The organism is Arthrobacter sp. R3-55 (assembly GCF_054161505.1).
Map to the genome: position 1 here is coordinate 1,477,996 of NZ_CP096423.1, position 16,721 is coordinate 1,494,716.

At 63.7% G+C, this 16,721-nt stretch carries 17 protein-coding genes; 12 read left to right on the plus strand and 5 right to left on the minus strand.

The genetic code is table 11. The annotated features are described in order from the left end of the window. Positions 1–5: 5 nt before the first annotated feature. Positions 6–1,235: an MFS transporter gene (locus M1D51_RS06955; protein ID WP_458109025.1), complete on the minus strand. Its 1,230-nt coding sequence runs from the start codon at positions 1,233–1,235 to the stop codon at positions 6–8. 100 nt (positions 1,236–1,335) lie between these two features. Between M1D51_RS06955 and M1D51_RS06960 the strand changes: the two genes are divergently transcribed. Next, entirely contained in the window at positions 1,336–2,310 is a 975-nt protein-coding gene (locus M1D51_RS06960) for a LysR family transcriptional regulator (RefSeq protein ID WP_458109558.1), read from the plus strand. Here the strand turns inward: M1D51_RS06960 and M1D51_RS06965 are convergent. After that, positions 2,285–3,313 (minus strand): nitronate monooxygenase, encoded by a 1,029-nt coding sequence (locus M1D51_RS06965; protein ID WP_458109026.1) that lies wholly within the window; start codon positions 3,311–3,313, stop codon positions 2,285–2,287. The genes M1D51_RS06960 and M1D51_RS06965 overlap by 26 nt on opposite strands. 41 nt (positions 3,314–3,354) lie before the next feature. Here M1D51_RS06965 and M1D51_RS06970 point away from each other — a divergent pair, with 41 nt between their 5' ends. Continuing rightward, positions 3,355–4,290 carry an N-acetylglucosamine kinase gene (locus M1D51_RS06970; RefSeq protein ID WP_458109027.1) on the plus strand — a complete coding sequence of 312 codons (936 nt, stop codon included), beginning with the start codon at positions 3,355–3,357 and terminating at the stop codon, positions 4,288–4,290. 1 nt (position 4,291) lies between these two features. Here the strand turns inward: M1D51_RS06970 and M1D51_RS06975 are convergent, their stop codons facing one another. After that, positions 4,292–5,323, minus strand: coding sequence for a pirin family protein (locus tag M1D51_RS06975; RefSeq protein WP_172322443.1), 1,032 nt, complete (start codon positions 5,321–5,323; stop codon positions 4,292–4,294). 50 nt (positions 5,324–5,373) lie between these two features. Here M1D51_RS06975 and M1D51_RS06980 point away from each other — a divergent pair, with 50 nt between their 5' ends. The 10 genes from M1D51_RS06980 to M1D51_RS07025 all read left to right on the plus strand — a co-directional run bounded on the left by M1D51_RS06980 (position 5,374) and on the right by M1D51_RS07025 (position 14,977). Next, entirely contained in the window at positions 5,374–7,170 is a 1,797-nt protein-coding gene (locus M1D51_RS06980; RefSeq protein ID WP_458109028.1) for a glycoside hydrolase family 35 protein, read from the plus strand. Between the two features lie 30 nt (positions 7,171–7,200). After that, positions 7,201–7,653, plus strand: coding sequence for an NUDIX hydrolase (locus tag M1D51_RS06985; protein WP_091550025.1), 453 nt, complete (start codon positions 7,201–7,203; stop codon positions 7,651–7,653). A 36-nt stretch (positions 7,654–7,689) separates the two neighbouring features. Further along, positions 7,690–7,848 (plus strand): hypothetical protein, encoded by a 159-nt coding sequence (locus M1D51_RS06990; RefSeq protein WP_172322446.1) that lies wholly within the window; start codon positions 7,690–7,692, stop codon positions 7,846–7,848. A 27-nt stretch (positions 7,849–7,875) separates the two neighbouring features. Continuing rightward, complete coding sequence (gene rsgA / locus M1D51_RS06995; RefSeq protein ID WP_458109029.1) at positions 7,876–9,045, plus strand: ribosome small subunit-dependent GTPase A; 1,170 nt, start codon at positions 7,876–7,878, stop codon at positions 9,043–9,045. A 154-nt stretch (positions 9,046–9,199) separates the two neighbouring features. Further along, a complete protein-coding gene (locus M1D51_RS07000; RefSeq protein WP_305849732.1) occupies positions 9,200–10,294 on the plus strand; it encodes an ABC transporter ATP-binding protein in 1,095 nt (364 codons plus the stop codon). After that, positions 10,294–11,034 (plus strand): ABC transporter permease, encoded by a 741-nt coding sequence (locus tag M1D51_RS07005; protein ID WP_172322449.1) that lies wholly within the window; start codon positions 10,294–10,296, stop codon positions 11,032–11,034. The genes M1D51_RS07000 and M1D51_RS07005 overlap by 1 nt, the downstream gene beginning before the upstream one ends. Then, positions 11,031–11,774, plus strand: coding sequence for an ABC transporter permease (locus M1D51_RS07010; protein ID WP_172322450.1), 744 nt, complete (start codon positions 11,031–11,033; stop codon positions 11,772–11,774). Before M1D51_RS07005 ends, M1D51_RS07010 begins: the two co-directional genes overlap by 4 nt. Then, the gene (locus M1D51_RS07015; RefSeq protein WP_172322451.1) at positions 11,771–12,727 is read left to right on the plus strand and encodes an ABC transporter substrate-binding protein; all 957 of its coding nucleotides are present in this window, start codon (positions 11,771–11,773) and stop codon (positions 12,725–12,727) included. Before M1D51_RS07010 ends, M1D51_RS07015 begins: the two co-directional genes overlap by 4 nt. A 120-nt stretch (positions 12,728–12,847) precedes the next feature. After that, the gene (locus M1D51_RS07020) at positions 12,848–14,068 is read left to right on the plus strand and encodes a pyridoxal phosphate-dependent aminotransferase (RefSeq protein WP_026546228.1); all 1,221 of its coding nucleotides are present in this window, start codon (positions 12,848–12,850) and stop codon (positions 14,066–14,068) included. A 54-nt stretch (positions 14,069–14,122) separates the two neighbouring features. Next, positions 14,123–14,977 (plus strand): polyphosphate kinase 2 family protein, encoded by an 855-nt coding sequence (locus tag M1D51_RS07025; protein ID WP_458109030.1) that lies wholly within the window; start codon positions 14,123–14,125, stop codon positions 14,975–14,977. Positions 14,978–15,019: 42 nt separating this feature from the next. On the opposite strand, the gene M1D51_RS07030 is transcribed toward M1D51_RS07025, so the two are convergent. Both M1D51_RS07030 and xseA read right to left on the minus strand, forming a co-directional pair. Further along, a complete protein-coding gene (locus tag M1D51_RS07030) occupies positions 15,020–15,271 on the minus strand; it encodes an exodeoxyribonuclease VII small subunit (RefSeq protein WP_458109031.1) in 252 nt (83 codons plus the stop codon). Positions 15,272–15,312: 41 nt separating this feature from the next. Next, entirely contained in the window at positions 15,313–16,590 is a 1,278-nt protein-coding gene (gene xseA / locus M1D51_RS07035; RefSeq protein WP_458109032.1) for an exodeoxyribonuclease VII large subunit, read from the minus strand. Between the last annotated feature and the right edge of the window lie 131 nt (positions 16,591–16,721).

Genomic DNA, 16,721 nt, shown 5'->3' on the forward strand with positions numbered 1-16,721 from the left:
GGAAATCAGCGGCTGTGCCCTTGGCTGCGGTGGACCACCAAGGTGACTGCCGCCGTCGTGCATGAAAGTGCGATCACGCTCAACGCCAGGGCCGGCCAGCCAAAGGCCTGGAAAGCCAAACCGCCGGCCCATCCGATGACGCTGGAACCGAGGTAATAGGAGAGGTTGTACAGGGACGCTGCCTGCGCCCGGCCCGTAGTTGCTATGGCGCCGGTCCATCCTGAACCAACGCTGTGGGCAGCGAAGAAGCCGCCGGTAAAAATGACCAGCCCGGCCAAGGTGGCTGCGAGGTTCTCCACCAACGTCAGCGCCAAACCTGCTGACATGACGGCGATGCCGGCCACCAGGACGTTTCGTCGGCCGAACCGGGTGGTGAGCCCCGCGGCCCAGCGTGAACTGACGGTGCCGGACAGGTAGGCGAGGAAGATCAGGCTCACCGCAGTAGCGGGAAGCCCGAACGGTTCCGCGTGCAAGCGAAAGCCCAGGTAGTTGTAGACCGCAACGAAGCCGCCCATCAGCAGGAAAGCCTGCAAGTACAGCGACAACAACTTGGGGTTGCCCGTATGCCCCGTCAGGGTCCGGAGTGCGCCGCGGAATCCGGGGGTCGGGGCAGGACTGAAGCGCCGCTGCCTGGGCACGAGCACCAGGAACAAGACTGCAGCGACGGTGGCCAGCAGGGAGACAGCCAGCGTTGCGGCGCGCCAGCCCCAGAGTTCTCCAACAGGTCCGGCCACCAGACGCCCGGCCAGCCCGCCCAAGGTGGTTCCTGCAACGTAAGTGCCGGCCGCCAAGGCTGTGTGGACTTTGGTCACTTCCTCGTTGAGGTAGGCGATGGCAATGGCGGGGATTCCGCCCAAGGCCATGCCTTCCAAGGTGCGTAGTGCCAGCAACATCGGTACGTTGGGCGCCAAGGGAACCAGCAGCCCCAGGAGTGTCGCCACGGCAATGCCGATCGTCATCGCCCGCACACGGCCTATCCTGTCCGCCGCGAATGACCACGGCAGCACTGTCATGGCGAGGCCAACGGTGGCCAGCGAAATGCTGAGGGCGGCTTCGGCTGCGGTGATTTTGAGCTCGCCGGCCATCAGGGGAAGTACTGCCTGGGTCGAATACAGTTGGGCAAAAGTTGCGACGCCGGCAAGTGCCAACGCCGCGAGGACCCGGTTATATCCGCGGGAACCCTTGGCATGGCCGTCCCATGTTCCTGTGCTGCCGGTGGCGATGGTGTTGGTCACCCGGCAAGGTTAAGGCGGTCCGGACTCAGCTTTCCAATGCATGGATCTCTTAGGATTGATGCATTAGTGCATGAATCACCCTTCCCAGCGATGGAGCGCCATGGAGCCCGACCACCACCAGCTCATCCAGCTCCTTCCTTTGCTGCCCGTTTTGGCCGAGCTGGGGCGGACTGAACACATGACCGAAACCGCCCAGATCCTGGGGGTACCCCAGTCGACCGTGAGCAGGGCCGTGGCACGGGCGAGTGCCATTGTGGGGATGGATCTATTGATCCGGGAGGGCCGCGGTATCCGCCTGACACCGGCTGCGAGGACGCTGCTGCCCTACATCGAGGCAGCCTTGGAGGATTTCCAAGCCGGGCTGGACAGGGTCCGGCAGGAGTCGGACGTCGTGAGGGGCCGGATTGGAGTCTCGTTCCAACACACGTTCGGGGAAGCGACGCTTCCGCTGCTCATCAGTGCGTTCCGGAGTCTTCACCCACACACGGTGTTCGAACTCTGGCAGGGGCCACGCGATGACTGCCTGAAGCAGTTGGCCGGCGGGGAGATGGATTTCGCCCTGACGGCGCCCATTGCGCCGGAGGGGCGTGGCATTCACGCCCTGCCGCTGTACCGCGAGCCACTGCGGGCGGTGCTGCACTACCGTCACCCCCTGGCAGGACGGGCCGGCGTGCACCTCTCCGAGCTCCGCCATGACCCCTACATCACGCTCCCCGAAGGGGTGGGTTTGCGGGCACTGGGCGAGGCGCTCCTTCGCGAAGCCGGGTTCCGGCCCCGGATCGCTTTTGAAGTCCAGGAGTCCACCTCTGCCCGCGGCCTGGTCTCCGCCGGCCTGGGCTACAGCATTCTTCCGCCGGCAGGGCCGGGATCGGGAACAGGCCAGTTCCTTCCCGAGGCCGAGCTCGGGCTCGTTGAAGTGGCCATCGAATCGGATCTGGCCTTCCGGCAGATCGGCATCGCCTGGCGGGAGCGGAGCTTCGAGCCGGACGCCGTCAGGCTGTTCCGGGAACTGGTGGTCTCCGAGGGCGGGGACCTGCTCGCCGAACTTGTCAGAGCCCGTTCAGGAACTCCCTGACCACATCCGTGGCGGATCCTTCCCTTGCCTGCTGCCAGCCCGACCCCGCCCACAGGTTGAGGCGGTGCGGATCACCGGCCGCGGACGATGCAGCCCGGACCGGGGCGGTGAGGTGGTGGATGGCCGGATAGCCATCCGGTGCTTCCCGGTGGTCAAGGACAAATTCGTTGACCAAAGATCTCGCCCAGCGTCCCGTGAAAGCCCGGGTCATTGCCGTCTCAGTAAATGCCGGATCACCCAAGGCGTCCTTGTGCAGCTGCCGTGCACCGCTCTGGTCAGTGGGAACCAGCGCGGTACCGATTTGGGCGGCCGATGCTCCTGCGGCCAGCACTTCGCGCAGGGCTGCGCCGTCCATCACGGCTCCTGCCGCAATAAGGGGAAGTCCGACGACGCCACGCACCCGGGCGACCAGCTCCGCCGTCGTGCGGGCTGCTTGTCCCCGCCCCGGCAGGAAAGACGCCGTGTGTCCGCCCGCCGAGCTGTGCTGCACTGCGATCGCATCCGGGCCCTCCTCTGCAGCCGCCAGCGCTTCCTCAACACTGGTAACACTGGAAATGACCCGGCTGCCTGCTTTGCGCAGCGCCTGGACCACCGGCTTTCCGGGAAGGCCGAAAGCGAAGCTCACAAACTCCACAGGGTCCGCCAGGAGTGCGTCGATCTTCTCCTGCCAGGCGTCGTCGTCATCGAGGCGAAGGGGAGGCAGCGTTACGCCGTAACGGGCCGCCTCGGGCTCCAGTTCCGCACGGTATGCCTCAAGCCGTGACACGGCCGCAGGCCCCGGCGGGAGCTGCCGGGGGTCCGGGACAAAAACGTTCATCCCGAAAGGAATGCCCAGGGCCCTGGTCGCCGTGATCTCGGCAGCCATGGCCTCCGGCGTTTTGTAGCCGGCGGCAAGGAATCCCAGGCCGCCGCCCTCGTGAACGGCCCGAATCAACTCCGGTGTTGACGTTCCGCCCGCCATGGGGGCTGCAACAAACGGCGTACCAAACAGGGAATGTGGCATGGGCAGTTTCTCCTCCGGACGGTCCAAGCTAGTCTTTCACGGTGAACAATCCTGACTCTGCCCAGCATTCCCATGCCGGCCCGGAAGCCGTGGACGGCACCGTCATCGGGCTCGACATCGGCGGCACCAAAACCCGCGGCGTACGGTTCGAGAACGGATCTCCGGTCCGGGACGAGAGCGCGGGCAGCTCCAATGTCCAAAACGTCACCCGGGAAGTGGCTGCGGCAAACCTCGCTGAACTGTTGGGGAAGATCGGCGGCGGCCACGTTGACGAGGTATACGCCGGTGCAGGCGGAATTGATACCGATGAGGATGCCCGGGCGCTCGCGGACCTCATTGCACCCCATGCCCCCGGTGCGCGCATCACGGTGGTTCACGATTCACGCCTGCTGCTGGCGGCCGGTGGAGCGAGCACAGGAGTTGCGGTCATAGCCGGCACGGGCTCGGCAGCGTGGGGAAAGAACGACGCCGGCGAGGAAGCCCGGGCGGGCGGCTGGGGCTATCTCCTGGGCGATGAAGGAAGCGGATACTGGTTGGGGCGGGAAGCTGTCCGCCACAGCCTGCGCCGGATGAACCAAGGTTTGGAGCCTGATCAGCTCAGCCGTGCCCTGTTGGATTCCGTCGGCGTGGAGGAACCCGGCAAGCTGATCGCGTTGTTCCATTCACCTGACACCGGCCGCCGTTACTGGGCGCAGCAGGCCCGGCTGGTGGTGGAAGCGGCCGATGCCGGAGACCCAACCAGCAGGGCGCTGGTGGAGCAAGCGGGCCGCGACCTGGCTGATCTCGCCGAACAGGCCGTCCGACAACTGGGCCTTAACGGTCCAGTGATTCTCGGCAGCGGCCTTGGCATGAACGTCCCCCGGTTGCAGGAGGCGTTCAAGGCCAAACTGGCTGCAGACGGGATCACTGATGTGCGCATTCTTCAGCAGGATCCTGTCTTCGGCGTTCCGCGGCTGGTAGCTGAGCGGCGCCGATAGCTCAACCCCGGGTTCTCGGGCGCAGCTTGACCCCGGGCAGCGGAGGAGCAGGGATGCGGCCTGCTTCCGGTCCGGCGTCGGGACCGTGGCCCTGGACGAAGCCGAAGCGTGAGGCGGCGGCAGCAGCGTCGTCGAGCAATCCCTCCGCCTCCCACTCCTCGCGGGCCTTTTCTACTTCTTCGTGGGTCCGCCCTACGAAGTTCCACCACATCAGCAGGTCTTCACCGAACGGTTCACCGCCAAGGAGCATGAATCGGGTGTCCGGTTCTGCTTCCACCGTGAGGCTGGACCTTCCGGCCCCGAGATAGGCCAAAGGCCCGGCTTCTATGTCCTGGCCGTCGATCACCACATGGCCGTCCAGAACCAACACGGCGTGTTCAAACTCCGGTTGCACGGGCAGTTCAAGGGTTCCCGTGCCGGTGATATCGGCGCCCAGGATGGGGCTGAACATGGTGGCGGGGGAGCGCTGGCCGGCAAATTCACCCACCATGACAGTGGCTGTGAAGCCCTGGCCCACGGCGACAGGCAGGTCCCGTACTTGTTCGAACGACGGCGCGCGGTGACGGTGCTCGTCGGGCAAGGCAACCCACAACTGCAAACCGCGCGATACCGGGATTTCCTCCACCAGCGGGCTCGAGTCCTCGCTGGTTGGGGCGGCGAGGACGGAGAACTCCGAGTGGGAGATTCCGTGGCCGGCGGTCATGATGTTCAGCTCGCCCGGCCGGACCACCACATCGCTGCCCACGCTGTCGCGATGCCGCACTGCGCCTTCAAGGGGCCACGTCACCGTTTGCAAGCCGCTGTGCGGGTGGGGGAGGACGCTCATGGCAACCCTGTCCGGGCCGAAGCTGTCCAGGAAGCACCACGCGCCCACGGTGGGCAATCCACGTTGGGGCAAGGTCCGGAAAACGTTCATGGCGCGGACGCCGCCGAGGGGAACTTCCCGTTCAGGCCATAGCTGAACGCATGGCCCCTGACCTTCATGGGCCGCCGGGCAGACCTCTTGCGCCGGAGAAGTATCAAGATTGGTCATGTGTTCATCACCTGTGCATAAATGTTGGATATTGAGCTAATCTGTTCCGTGTGAACAACGCGCTCTTGAGCTACCACGACGCCGTCCTTTACCGTTCGGGTGAACCGTATCGCATCCTCGCCGGAGCCATCCACTACTTCCGGGTCCACCCGGATTTGTGGCAGGACCGCCTGCGTCGCCTCAAGGCGATGGGCGCCAACACTGTTGACACTTATGTCGCTTGGAACTTCCACCAGCCTAAGCGCGATCAGGCCCCGGACTTCAGCGGCTGGCGGGACCTGGGACGGTTCATTGACCTCGCAGCGGAGGAAGGACTGGATGTCATTCTCCGGCCCGGCCCCTACATCTGTGCCGAGTGGGACAACGGAGGCTTTCCCGCATGGCTGACCGGGACCCCGGGCATCGGCTTGCGATGCATGGATCCGGTGTTCACCGGCGCAATAGAGGAATGGTTTGACCACCTCCTGCCGATCGTGGCCGCTCGACAGGCCTCGGCAGGAGGCCCTGTGGTGGCCGTGCAGATAGAAAACGAATACGGCAGCTACGGTGACGACCACGAATACATCCGGTGGAACCGGCGGGCCCTGGAAGAGCGTGGCATCACCGAGATGCTCTTTACGGCCGACGGGGGCACCGACTACTTCCTCGACGGCGGTTCGATCGAGGGGACATGGGCTACCGCAACGCTGGGAAGCCGGGGAGACGAAGCCGTAGCCACCTGGCAGCGGCGCCGGCCCGCAGAGCCGTTCTTCAACGTTGAGTTCTGGGGCGGCTGGTTCGATCACTGGGGCGAACTGCACCATCGTCGCGACGCCGATGATGCAGCACGGGAAGCCCGCAAGATGCTTGACCTTGGCGGATCGCTGTGCGCGTACATGGCCCATGGCGGGACCAACTTCGGCCTCACCTCCGGCAGCAACCATGACGGTACCAAGCTCCAGCCCACGGTCACCAGTTACGATTCCGATGCTCCAATCGCCGAGAACGGGGCCCTCACGCCAAAATTCCATGCCTTCCGCAAGGAGTTCTACCGTGCGCAGGGCATTGAGGAGTTACCTGAACTGCCCGTGGAGTTACTCGCTGATGCTCCCGTGCTTCCGGCCCGATCCCTGCCGCTCGGCGGCGGGCAGGGCCTGCCCGCACTCGTCCGGAATTCGGGAGAGGCCGTTAGCAGCGTCAAGCCCCTCAGCTTCGAGCAATTGGGACTCGACGCCGGTCTGGTGCTGTACAGCGCGGATGCCATCCTGCCCGGGCAAACAGGGGCGCCCGCCGAAAGCCGGCTCAAGATCACCGGCCTCAACGACCGGGCCTACGTATGGGTGGATGGCGACTTTGCCGGTGTCCTTGATGACGTCACCGGCGCCGAAGGATTGGTTGTAACCGGCACCGGAGCACCTGCGAAGCTCGAGATCCTCGTAGAGAACCTGGGACGCATCAACTACGGGCCACTGACAGGACATGGAAAGGGCATCCTGGGCGGAGTCCTCATCAACCAGCGCTACACCTTCCACTGGGTGCAGACCCCGGTGCCCCTGGCCGAATGGACACAGGACCACCTCGAAGTCCTGCCCGGCGCTGACTTCGGGATCGGCGAAACGGCGGATACTTACATCGCTTTGCCCGATTCCGGGAAGGGCTTCGTATGGCTCAACGGCTTCCTGCTCGGCAGGTACTGGGAAAGGGGTCCCCAAGTGACCCTCTACGCGCCGGCTCCACTGCTTAAGCGTGGTCGCAACACCATCAAGGTGCTGGAGCTCGAAAAGCCGGGGACCGTCGTCGAACTTCGCGAGGCGCCGGATCTGGGCCCGGTGGAGGCCGGCCCCATCGAGGCGGCCGAACTTCCGTAAGGCAGCCGGACAGGCAATTATGCTGGCACCATGACCCTGCAGTTCGACACCCGCCCAGCCGCGTACGCCGTGATGATCCGAGAAGGAAAGATCCTGCTGGCCTATTGGAAGCAGGACGGCAAAGAGGGTTGGACCCTTCCCGGCGGAGGGTTGGACCTCGCTGAACATCCTGTGGACGGCTGCCGGCGCGAAGTTTTCGAGGAAACCGGCTACGAAGCGCGTATTGACCGCATGCTGGGTATCGACGTCGGCCACTGGCCCGGCGATGTCCGCCCGGATGGCTCAGTCAGGGATTTCCAGGCCTTGCGCCTGGTCTATGAGGCCACGGTGGTGGGCGGTGAACTGACGCACGAGGTAGATGGAAGCACCACCCATGCTGCTTGGGTTCCGCTGGACGACGTCGGCAAACTCAACCGGGTTTCCTTGGTTGACACTGCCTTGCGGCTTCACCGGGAGCGCCCGGTAAACGGGAAGCTCGACTAGAACCGCAGAGCCTGGGGCTAGCCAAAGCTGCGCTGCTTGGCTACGCTGAACACCGTTGCCGGCTTTTTGGTTGCCGGCCTGGATGCCGAGGAGGTGGATTTGATGATTGCAGCGATCTTGCGCGCCCCGTTCTCAGTTACGGAGCGCCGTCATCAGCCCATCATTCCTGTCCCGGCATCCGCCTGCCAGAGCTAGGCGGCCGGGCCTCATCAGAGGCTTCCCTTGAATTCTTTCGCTTCTTCAAGCAACCCTTCCATCAGTTCCACCGCGCAACTCCGTGGCCCCGTTGAATACGGCTTCACCGAGGCAACCGCCCAACTGTTCCGTGAACACTCCACAACCCGGTGGCAGGAAGATCCCGCCCCGGGCCGGGTAGTCCGCCTTGACCGGAACCGCGTCCTGGTAGCTTCAGCCGACGGCCTGCTCCATCTGCCCTATCCTGCCCACGGCCTGGTGCCGGCCACCGGAGACTGGGTATGGCTCGGCCATAACGGCGCCGGGGAGCCCTCCGTCGTCGAGGTTCTGCCCCGCCGTTCGGCGCTCAGCCGCAAACGCGCCTTTGAGGCCTCCTCCGAGGAGCAAATTCTGGGCAGCAACATCGATATCGTGGCAGTGGTGGTGCCCGTGGACCGTCCGCTGACCCACAATCGTCTGGAACGGACCTTGGTTGCCGCGTGGGACTCCGGCGCCACGCCCCTGGTGGTCATCACTAAGGCGGACCTGGCCTACCTGGCCGACGACGTCGTCGGGGAGGTCATCCTGCAGGCGGCCGGTGTGGACGTAGTTACCACATCGGCAGAGCAGGGGGACGGCCTCGACGAACTCATGCAACACATTCCTGCGGGTGCAACCCTGGTGCTGTTGGGTCCTTCCGGCGCCGGCAAATCAACGCTGATCAACGCGCTCGCCGGGCGTGAGGTACAGCAGACTGGCGAGGTCCGGGCCGGCGACGGCAAAGGCAAGCACACCACGACGTCACGTGAACTGGTGCCCCTGCCAGGTGGTGCCGTGCTGATGGACACCCCAGGAGTCCGGGGGTTCGGCCTGTTTGATGCAGATGACGGCATGGAAGAGATGTTCGGGGATCTGGAAGAACTTTTCACCGAATGCCGTTTCGCCGACTGTGCCCACCAGGCCGAGCCGGGATGTGCGGTGCAGGAGGCCCTCGCAGAGGAAACACTCGATCCCCGGCGGTGGGCCAGCTACCTGAAACTGCAGCGTGAGTTGGCTGCCCTGGCCAGGAAACATGATGCCGCGGCCCGCCGCGCCTACCAGCGTGAGTGGCATCAAAAGGTGGTGGCCGCGGAGCGGGGCCAGCGTGCCGCGGAACGCTACAAGCACGATCAAGCCCAGGAGCGTGCAGGAAAAGGCGGTAAACGACGCAAACGCTGAACATTGCCGATTCATTACGGAAAACGTGGCGGCGCTGACATCGCCCGTGGTGCTGGTTAGGCTGGGTGAAGATTGCTTTGCAGCCAAGTAATAAGAGTGCATATGATCGTGTGGCTCTACCGATGTTCTCAACCACAGATAGGTAAGCCCGGGTATGGCCGAAGCCATGATTGAGTTCCAGAGCGTCACCAAGCAATACCAGGGCGGGCAGCCGGCGGTGGACGCCCTGAGCATGTCCATCGACAAAGGCTCCATCACGGTGTTCGTCGGGCCTTCGGGCTGCGGGAAGACCACTTCCCTGCGCATGATCAACCGGATGGTGGAACCCACCAGCGGGACCATCACCGTGGCGGGCAAGGACGTTTCGCAGGTTCCTGCTCCGGAACTCCGCCGCTCCATGGGCTACGTCATGCAGTCATCCGGCCTCTTGCCGCACCGCTCCGTCCTGGACAACATCGCCACCGTTCCGCGGCTCAACGGTGTTTCCAAGGCTGACGCGCGGAAACGCGCGGAGGAACTGCTCGACGTCGTCGGGCTGGCTTCGGTTCTGGGCAAGCGGTACCCGTCCCAACTCTCAGGTGGTCAGCAGCAGCGCGTCGGGGTTGCCCGGGCGCTCGCTGCTGATCCTCCGGTCCTGCTGATGGACGAACCCTTCAGCGCCGTGGACCCTGTGGTCCGTGACGAACTGCAGCAGGAACTTCTGCGCTTGCAGCGGGAACTGGCCAAGACCATTGTTTTCGTGACACACGACATCGACGAAGCGACGGTTCTTGGTGACAAGGTTGCGGTCTTCGCCGTTGGAGGGAAGCTGGCCCAGTACGCTGCGCCGGAAGAAATCCTTCGGGCCCCGGCCAACGACTTCGTTGCCTCCTTCGTGGGACGCGACCGCGGCTTCAGGCACCTGGCGTTCAACCCGGCGGACGCAGTGACCCTGCACCCGGTCACCATGGTCAGTCCCTCCGACGGTCATCACGCCGGCCGCGCGTCGGGGGAGTGGGCACTGGTGGTCGACGCCGATTCCCGCCCCTTGGGTTGGTCCTCGCCGCGCGATGGTGCGGGTTTGATCCCGGGTGGATCGCTGTTCCGTAAGGGCGACACCCTGCGCCGCGCCTTGGACGCGGCGTTGTCCTCGCCGTCGGGCCTTGGCGTAGCAGTGGACGACGACGGCCGCGTTGCCGGGGTTTTGAAGGCGCCGGAAGTCCTGGCACTCATTGAGGAAGTCCGCCATCACCGGGAGGACGCCACCTGATGGAGTGGTTCCTCGACAACACTGACCTGGTTTTCGGGTTGGCGGGCCAACATATGGTGCTGGCCGTCATCCCCATGATCCTGGGCCTGCTGATTTCCATTCCGCTGGCCCAGCTGGCCAGGCGCAACAGCACCCTCAGGTCGATCGTGACCACCGCTACCTCGTTGCTGTACACCATTCCCTCGCTGGCACTTTTCATCATTCTTCCCACCATCCTTGGCACCAGGATCCTGGACCCGTTGAACGTAGTGGTGGCCTTGACCATCTATGCGGTGGCACTTCTGGTCCGTGCCGCCATTGATGCCTTCGACTCCGTGGACGATGACCTCCGCAACGCGGCCGTCGCCATGGGCTTCAAACCGCTGGCACGGTTCTTCCAGGTGGACTTGCCCTTGTCCTTGCCGGTGCTGTTCGCAGGATTGCGTGTGGTGTCGGTCAGCAACATTTCGCTGGTCAGCGTCGCAGCGCTCCTCGGCGTGGGCAACCTCGGCGTCCTGTTCACGGACGGCCTGCAGCGTACGTTCATCACGGTAGTGGTGGTGGGCATTATTGCCATTCTGGTCTTGGCGCTGTTGATGGATGCCGTGCTGGTGGTCCTTGAGCGGCTCCTGACTCCCTGGACACGTGCTGCTGGCGGAAAGACGCCACGCCAGGACGGTACTGCGCTTCTTACCGAAACCAAGTCCGGGCCGGCAGCACCGCATGCGGCTCTTCGACCGGATCCGGGGGCCTCCGCGTGAATATCTTTGCCGAGACCATTGCCTGGCTGACGAGCCCTAAAAACTGGACCGGAACCGGTGGCATCCCCACCCGGCTGCTGGAGCACCTGCAATACAGTGCGCTGGTTCTGCTGATTGCTGCTGCGATCGCTGTGCCCATCGGTCTTTACATCGGGCACACCGGGCGCGGCCGCGTGGTGGCGGTGGCTGTTGCCGGTGCGCTGCGTGCCCTTCCCACACTCGGGCTGCTGGTCTTGTTCGCTTTGCTTGCCGGCAGTGGTCTGATGCCACCGGTGTGGGCCCTCGTCATCCTCACGGTCCCGCCACTGCTTGCCGGCACGTACGCCGGTATCTCCAGCGTTGACTCCACCGTGGTGGACGCCGCCCGGGCCATGGGCATGACCGAGCTCCAGATCCTCTTCCGAGTGGAAGTGCCCAACGGATTGCAGGTGATGTTTGGTGGCATCCGTACCGCGGTCCTCCAGGTCATTGCCACTGTTTCCGTGGTGGCCTACCTGCCACTCGGCGGGCTGGGACGCTACCTGTTTGATGGCCTGGTCCTGCAGGACTTCCCCCGGATGCTGGGCGGTTCACTGCTCATCGCCGGGCTCGCCATCGCCGTGGACCTGATCCTGGCCGGAGTGCAGAGGCTAGTCATCTCGCCCGGCCTGACCCTCGACTCAAGCGGCCGCCAGAAGGCAGCCGACGATCTCACAGCCGCGGCTCCTGCCGGGGCTGCCGTTCAAGGAGGTACACCATGAAGAACCCCGTCCCCATGACCCTTACACGCCGTGGTCTCGGCGGCCTCGCAGCCGGACTGGGTGTGGCCCTTGCGTTGAGCGCGTGTGGAGGAAGCCCCCTGGCCACACCTTCCACCTCGGCACCCAGCGGATCCGCGGCCGGTGGTTCGCTGGTAGTCGGTTCGGCCGACTTCCCCGAGAGCCAGGTCATCGCCGAAATCTATGTCGGTGCCCTCAACGCAGCCGGTCTGACGGCCACCTCCAAGCCGAACATCGGTTCACGCGAAATCTACTTCAAGGCAGTTCAGGACGGATCCGTCGACCTCGTCCCGGACTACTCCGGCAACCTTTTGTCCTATGTGGACACCGAGGCCAAGGAAGTTTCCGCAGAGGACGTCTACAAGGCCCTCCCGGGCAAACTTCCGGATGGCCTCGCCGTCCTGGAACCGGCAAAGGCAGAGTCCAAGGACGCCATGGTGGTGACCAAAGCTACCGCAGAGAAGTACCAGCTGAAGTCCATCGAGGACCTGGCCAAGGTCTGCAAGGACTTCACCATGGCAGCACCGGCTACCTTTGAGACGCGCGCCTATGGCTTCCCGGGGCTTAAAGCCAACTACGGTTGCGAGCTCAAAGGACTCCAGCCGTTCAGCGACGGCGGTGGGAACCTGACGCTCCAGGCCCTGCTGGAGGACAAGGTCCAGGTAGCCGACATCTACACCACCACGCCCTCCATCGCTGACAACGACCTCGTGGTCCTCGAAGACCCCAAGAACAACTTCAAGGCCCAGCAGGTCCTGCCGTTGGTCAAGGAAGCCAAGATGACGGACAAGGCCAAGGAAGCGCTCAACAACGTCTCCAAGATCCTGACCACCGATGACCTGATCAACCTCAACCGTGCCGTCAGCGGCGACCAGAAGCAGGCGCCCAAGGACGCAGCCGCCGCGTGGCTGAAAGACAAGGGCATCGTCAAGTAACGCCTGATCAACAGCACGCACGACGGCGGTGACGGACCCACGCGGGTCCGTCACCGCCGTCGTCGTATATGTGAGTTAAGTCTCAGCTGAACCCCATCACCCTTGTGGCATATTTGAGGGATGGCGAAATTCAAGCAGTCCACCAAGCTTCATAATGTCCTTTACGACATCCGTGGACCGATTCTTCAGGCCGCCCAGCAGATGGAGGCGGAGGGTCACAGGATCCTCAAACTGAACATCGGAAACCCGGCTCCTTTCGGTTTTGAAGCGCCCGACGCCATTTTGGTGGACATGATCCGCCACCTGCCCAACGCCCAGGGTTACAGCGATTCGCGCGGGATCTTCTCGGCCCGGACCGCCGTCTCGCAGTACTACCAGACCCGCGGCATCCAGAACATCCACGTTGATGACATCTATCTCGGCAACGGTGTCAGCGAACTTATCACCATGTCCCTGATGGCCCTTTTGGAGGACGGCGACGAGGTCCTGATTCCCACGCCGGACTATCCGTTGTGGACTGCTTCCGTTGCCCTGGCCGGCGGCCGCCCCGTGCACTACCTCTGTGACGAGGACTCCGGCTGGCAGCCTGACCTCGAAGACATGGAAGCGAAGATCACGCCGCGGACCAAGGGCATTGTGGTGATCAACCCCAACAATCCCACCGGTGCGGTGTATCCGGAGGAGACGCTCAAGAAGATCGTCGCCCTCGCCGAGAAACACGGCCTGGTGCTCTTTGCCGATGAAATCTACGAGAAAATCCTCTACGAAGACGCGGTCCACATCAACCTTGCCGGGCTCACCGGCGACGACGTCCTGTGCCTGACATTCAGCGGTTTGTCCAAGGCCTACCGGGTTTGTGGTTACCGGGCCGGATGGATGGCTATCTCGGGGCCAAAGAAGGACGCTGCGGACTACCTTGAAGGAATCAATCTCCTTGCCAACATGCGCTTGTGCGCCAACGTTCCCGCGCAGCACGCCATCCAGACAGCTTTGGGCGGGTACCAGAGCATCAACGATCTCATCCTGCCCGGTGGCAGGCTCCTGGAACAGCGCAATAAGGCCTACGATCTCCTGAACGCCATTCCCGGGGTCAGCACCCAGCAGGCGCGGGGAGCCTTATACCTGTTCCCCAAGCTGGACCCTGAGGTCTATCACATCCGCGACGACGAGAAATTTGTCCTGGACCTGTTGAAGGAACAGAAAATCCTGGTCTCCCATGGCCGGGCCTTCAACTGGGTGCGCCCGGACCACTTCCGCATGGTCACCCTGCCAAACGTCAAGGACATCGAGGAGGCCATTGGTCGCATGGCGGACTTCCTGTCGAGGTACCCGGGCAACTAGCCTGAGGTCCATGGCCGTTCCACGAGGGCGCGGCCCTGCGGAAAGGCACACCCCATGGCTGTTGCAGTTGAATTCGCCAAGAGTCCTGCTGAGGTCCTGAGGGTCGGATCCGGGTTCACGCTTGCCAGTGTTGACCCGGACTCGACCCCGGGATACCCAGGTGCCAAAGCTGACGGCAAGGCGCTGTTGGGAGCCCAGGACGCACGGCTGGCAGAACTGCAGGAGAAGCTCTTTGCCCAGGGCCGGTTCGGCAGCACCAAACGGCTGCTGCTGATCCTGCAGGCCATGGATACCGCAGGCAAGGGTGGCATTGTCAGCCACGTGGTGGGTGCCATGGATCCGCAGGGTGTCCAACTGCGTGCCTTCAAAGCACCCACAGATGAGGAAAAATCCCACGACTTCCTCTGGCGGATCGAGAAAGAAGCTCCCGCTGCCGGAATGGTCGGTGTCTTTGACCGCTCCCACTACGAGGACGTCCTGATTCACCGTGTTCATGGGTGGGCGGACGCTTCGGAGTTGGAACGCCGCTACAACGCCATCAACGACTTCGAGTCCCGGCTTGCCGATCAGGGCACCACCATTGTTAAGGTGATGCTCAACATCAGCAAGGACGAGCAAAAGGAACGGCTGATCGCCCGTCTGGACGATCCAAGCAAACACTGGAAGTACAGCAGTGGAGACTTGGCCGAACGCGCGTTCTGGGACGACTACATGGATGCCTACAGCATGGCGTTCGAGAAGACGTCAACGGACATAGCGCCCTGGCACGTGGTCCCGGCCAACAAGAAGTGGTACGCACGCATCGCCGTCCAACAGTTGCTGATCGATGCCCTTGAACGCCTTCAGCTGGACTGGCCCAAGGCAGACTTTGATGTCGCTGCCGAACGGGCCCTTGTGGTGGCTTCCTAGGAATCCGCTCCGGGGGCTGCACGGTACGGTGCTGCTTGGGCGTTACTGGGCGGCAGTACCGGTGTCGTTGCTTGCGTCCCGGGCTGTGGCCAGGCGTTTGCGGGCGCCCTCCAGCCAGTCCTCGCAACGTTTGGCCAGGGCTTCGCCCCGCTCCCAGAGTGCCAGGGATTCTTCCAGGCTGGCACCGCCGGCTTCCAGGCGGCTAACGACGCCCATGAGCTGTTCGCGGGCTTCCTCGTAGCTCAAGGAATCGAGGGAGTCCGCTGAAGGTACGGCTGTGTTGTTCTCGGTCATGATGTCCTTTGTGTTCACTAGTGATGATGGTGACCGATTCATCAACGGTCCACGATCTGTCCTTGGCCTGTGGAAACTGCCCTGAAGCGACCTTCTGCTACGCGAATGGCCAGTGCGGTTCCGTTCGGGGCTTCCTCCGGGCTGCTCACTACTGTGTGCCCGGCCTGATCCTCGCCGACAATCTGGACTACGGCGTAGCCACGGTCCAGTGTCTTCTGCGGCGACAGGGCCCTGACCTGTGCGCGCAGGTGATGCACTTGGTCCAGGGCGCGGGCAACAGCGGAGCTGACCGCAGCATGGGAACGCCGTTGCAGGCGATGGATGTCATCGGCCCGGGCATCCACCATTGAGGTGGGAAAGGCCAACACAGGGCGTGACTTCAAAGCATGCAGCCGGTCTGTCTCGCGGTCAACCATCCTGCCGATGCTCCGGCGCAGGTGATCCCTTGCTTGCCTCACCATGGCCAGTTCCTCGGCTACATCCGGGACGATGCGCTTTGCCGCGTCCGTGGGCGTTGATGCGCGAAGATCCGCGACGTCGTCCAGGATGGGACGGTCTGCTTCGTGGCCAATGGCGCTCACCACAGGAGTGGTGGCGGCCGACACTGCGCGGATGAGGTCCTCGTTGCTGAACGGGAGGAGATCTTCCAACGCCCCGCCCCCGCGTGCCAGGACAATGACGTCAACGTGGGGATCGGCGTCGAGCTTCTTCAATGCTGCGATGATCTGCGAGACCGCGGTGTTGCCCTGTACGGCAACCTCGCGGACGTCGAACTCAACAGCCGGCCAACGCAGCGCAGCATTGCGCAGGACATCCTTTTTGGCGTCCGAGTCCCGGCCGGTGATGAGCCCGATGCGGTGGGGAAGCAGGGGCAGCTTGCGTTTCCGGGAGTCCGCAAACAGGCCTTCGGCCGCCAGGGCCTGCCTCAGCCGCTCGATCCTGGCCAGCAAATCGCCCAGGCCCACCGGACGGATGTCCTTGACGGACATGTTCAGCCGGCCCGTTTTGACCCAGAAATCCGCTTTGACCAAAGCAACCACGCGGGAACCGCGTTCGAGGGGAACCTTTTGGCGGTCCAGCACTGTGGACCAAACCGATGCCGGAAGGGAAATTTCGGCGTCAACATCCCGGAGGGTCAGAAAGGCGTTGCCGCCCCGGCGGTTCAGTTCAATGACCTGGCCCTCAATCCACGCCGCCGGTGCCCGCTCTATGTGGGCTTTGAGCTTGCGCGAGAGCAGTTGCAGAGGCCACGGATTGTCCGGGCTTGTTTCAGCGGCCGTTCCCGGCAAGGTGGATTCAGGCGTGGCTTCAGCGGACATGGGCGGTCCGTGCCTGTTCCGGTCTCCGTGTCTGTTGCTGCATGATGTGTCCTCGCTCCGGGATGCGGCGTGGCTGCCGGCCGCGTTCCAACTCTATCCATAGCTTCCCAGCCGCTTCCGACATTTTTCCT

Excerpts from the sequence above, each read along its gene's own strand:
- M1D51_RS06960 (WP_458109558.1), top strand. The coding sequence starts at position 1,336 with ATGGAGCCCGACCACCACCAGCTCATCCAGCTCCTTCCTTTGCTGCCC.
- M1D51_RS06965 (WP_458109026.1), bottom strand. The coding sequence starts at position 3,313 with ATGCCACATTCCCTGTTTGGTACGCCGTTTGTTGCAGCCCCCATGGCG.
- M1D51_RS06975 (WP_172322443.1), bottom strand. The coding sequence starts at position 5,323 with ATGACCAATCTTGATACTTCTCCGGCGCAAGAGGTCTGCCCGGCGGCC.
- M1D51_RS06985 (WP_091550025.1), top strand. The coding sequence starts at position 7,201 with ATGACCCTGCAGTTCGACACCCGCCCAGCCGCGTACGCCGTGATGATC.
- M1D51_RS07000 (WP_305849732.1), top strand. The coding sequence starts at position 9,200 with ATGGCCGAAGCCATGATTGAGTTCCAGAGCGTCACCAAGCAATACCAG.
- M1D51_RS07005 (WP_172322449.1), top strand. The coding sequence starts at position 10,294 with ATGGAGTGGTTCCTCGACAACACTGACCTGGTTTTCGGGTTGGCGGGC.
- M1D51_RS07015 (WP_172322451.1), top strand. The coding sequence starts at position 11,771 with ATGAAGAACCCCGTCCCCATGACCCTTACACGCCGTGGTCTCGGCGGC.
- M1D51_RS07020 (WP_026546228.1), top strand. The coding sequence starts at position 12,848 with ATGGCGAAATTCAAGCAGTCCACCAAGCTTCATAATGTCCTTTACGAC.
- M1D51_RS07025 (WP_458109030.1), top strand. The coding sequence starts at position 14,123 with ATGGCTGTTGCAGTTGAATTCGCCAAGAGTCCTGCTGAGGTCCTGAGG.
- M1D51_RS07030 (WP_458109031.1), bottom strand. The coding sequence starts at position 15,271 with ATGACCGAGAACAACACAGCCGTACCTTCAGCGGACTCCCTCGATTCC.
- xseA (WP_458109032.1), bottom strand. The coding sequence starts at position 16,590 with ATGTCCGCTGAAGCCACGCCTGAATCCACCTTGCCGGGAACGGCCGCT.